The sequence below is a fragment of the Streptomyces apricus genome (assembly GCF_008369065.1).
Taxonomy (GTDB): domain Bacteria; phylum Actinomycetota; class Actinomycetes; order Streptomycetales; family Streptomycetaceae; genus Streptomyces; species Streptomyces apricus.
In genome coordinates, this window is sequence record NZ_VDFC01000145.1 from 1 (window position 1) to 2,951 (window position 2,951).

Sequence of the window (2,951 nt, forward strand, 5' to 3'; positions counted from 1 at the left end):
CCCTCGCACTCCAGCGCGCCCTGCGCGCCCTGAAGCGGAGCGTCCCCGCCCCCGTGGGCCGGGAACTGGACGAGGCGGCGACGGCGCAGCGCATCGCCCGGCTGGGCGCGGCCCCCCGGTCCTGGCTGCCCGTGCTGCGCCCGAAGAGGGAGCGCTGGCTGACGCTCCACCTGGTGCACGACACCGGCCCGACGATGCCCGTCTGGCGCCCGCTCGTACGCGAACTGCACACGGCGCTCGCCCAGTCGGGCATCTTCCGCACGGTGGAACTGCACCGCCTGGAGACCGACGGCACGGTCCGCCGCCCCGGCTCGCAGGAGTCGTTCGCCGACGGCCGCACGGTCACGCTCCTGATCAGTGACTGCATGGGACCGCAGTGGCGGGACGGCCCGGCGGGCGCCCGCTGGTACGCCACCCTGCGCCGCTGGTCATCGAGCATGCCGGTCGCCCTGGTCCAGCCGCTGCCGGAACGCCTGTGGCGCACCACCGCCCTGCCGGCGGCGACGGCCCGGCTCACCGCGCCGGGACCCGCGGCGCCCAACACGGCGTACACCGTGGACCCGTACGCGCTCGAAGCACTCGGCATGCCCGACGCGGCCGACCCGCCGGGCGGGAACCCGCACGGCACGCCCCCCGTGCCGGCGCCGGTCCCGGTCCCCGTCCTGGAGGCCTCGCCGACGTGGCTGGCGAACTGGGCGTCCCTGGTGGCGGCCGGCGGCCCGCGGCCCGGCGCGGTGGGCCTGCTGGGCACCGCCCCGCCGGTCGCGCCGGTCGACGAGCGGGGCCGCAGCGACGTCGAGCGGCTCTCGCCCGAGCAGCTCCTGCTGCGGTTCCGCTCGCTCGCCTCCCCCGAGGCCTTCCGGCTGGCCGGCCATCTGGCGGTGGGACCGCCGGAGCTGCCGGTGATGCGGCTCGTCCACGCGGCGATCGAGAAGAACCCGCAGCCGCAGCACCTGGCCGAGGTGATCCTCAGCGGCGCGCTGACCGCGGTCCCGGGCGCGGCGGGCTCGTACGCCTTCCGGCCCGGCGTACGGGAACTGCTGCTGCGCACGCTGCCCCGCACCGCGCACGGCAGGACCACCGAACTCCTGTCCAGAGTCGGCGCGTTGATCGACGTACGCGCCGGGGTGAGGGCCGGTGAGTTCCGGGTCTCGGTGCCGGGGCCCGGGAGCGCCGGGGCCGACGGCGAGCCGTTCGCCGCGGTGCGCGAGGAGAGCGTACGGCGGCTGGGCGGGACCACGCCGGAGCCGGCCGGCACCGCACTCGTGCTCGGCCGGTACCGCCTGTCACGGCGCCTGGGCCGGAGCAGGAACCTGCTGCGGGGTGAGGACACCCGGACCGGCCGGGCCGTGGCAGTGCACCGGTACCCCGTCGATCCGGCGGGGCGGCAGGGGTTCCTGGAGGCCGCGCGGGCCCTCGCGGGCGTGGAGCACCCGAACGTGGCCGCCGTGCACGACTACGGCACGGAGGAGGGGACGGCGTACCTGGTCATGGAGTTCGTGGAGGGCGTCAGCCTGGCCGACCTCACGGCCGAGGGCGGCTTCCGGCTGCCCTTCGCTCTGCTGGCGCCCCTGGTCCACCAGGTCGCGCAGGGACTCGAAGCGCTGCACGCGCGCGGCATGTCGCACGGGCACCTCGCGCCCCGCCACCTCCTCCTGGACCCGGACGGGACCGTCAGGATCAGCGGCCTCCCCCTGGACCGGGTCCGGGGCTCGAACGAGTCGGACGACCTCTACGACTTCGGGGTGATGCTCCGGGAACTGACGACGGACGGCACCTCCGGCGGTCTGCCCGGCATCCCCGCCGAGCACCAGGAGCGCTTCACCGACGCCATCGCCTGCCTGCTCTCACCGGACACGGGGACCCAGCACCGCGGCAAGGACCTGTTCCTGAGCCCCACCTTCGGTGCGGTGGCCGAGGCGGCCTCCGCGGACCTGCCCCGCTACCGCCTGCTCGGCCCCGTGAGCGTCCAGCGAAACGGCCTCCCCCAGCCTGCGCACTCGCCCGAGGAGCAGGCCCTGCTCTGCATGCTCCTCCTGCGCAACGGCCGGCCCGTGCCGTTCGGCGAGCTGACCGAGGGCCTGTGGGGCAACCGCCCGCCGCGGCACCCCGAACGCCTCCTGGCCACGTACGCCTCCGCCCTGCGCCGGACCCTGGGCCCGGGGCTGCTCGCCACCACCGCGTACGGGTACGCCCTGCACGCGGGCCCGCGCGCCGTCGACCTGGAGCAGTGCAAGGAACTCGTCGCGGAGGCCGAGGCGCGCCGGGAGGACGGCAGCCCGACAGCGGCCCGCGACGCCGTCCAGGGCGCGCTCGACCTCTGGTACGGCGACCCCCTCGACGGCGTTCCGGGTCCCGCCGCCCAGGCGACCCGAACCCGGCTGCGCGCCCTGCGCCTCACCCTGTGCGTCACCCGCGCCGAACTCGACCTGGAGGGCGGCCGGTACGAGCGCGCCGCCGCCGACCTCGGCGAGCTGCTCCGCGCGCACCCCGAGCGCGAGGACTTCCGGCGCCTGCACGTCCTCGCCCTGAAGGCCCAGGGCCGCACCGCCGAGGCCATCGAGTCCTACGAGACCTACGAGGCGCTCCAGAACCGCCTGTTCAACGAACCGGACCCCACGCTCCTGGAGCTCTACCGCGAGCTGCGCACGGCCCCCGACGACAACCAGCCCGCGGTCGTCATGGAGTGCACGGACCCCGGTGACCACCGCGGCGCCCACAGCACCCTCTCCCACACCCTCACCTGGCTGCTCTCGCTGAGTGGCCTGACCTCCGACCAGTACGACATGAACGCCGTCGACCACGGCTACCTCGTGACCACGGCCCCGGGCGCCCCGGTCCTGGGCGTGCTCAACGCGACGCTGCGCGATCTGCCGGACATCCTCCTGGAGATGCCGGACCCGCCGAGGGTGCGGCTGACGTTCTGGCACACCGCGCGCCCACCCCGCCTC

The 2,951-nt window shown here is 75.8% G+C and carries 1 protein-coding gene; it reads left to right on the plus strand.

What is annotated here, in order from left to right:
* Nucleotides 1-2,951: SAV_2336 N-terminal domain-related protein (locus FGF04_RS38635; protein WP_149516064.1), on the plus strand; the 2,951-nt coding region annotated here is incomplete at both ends.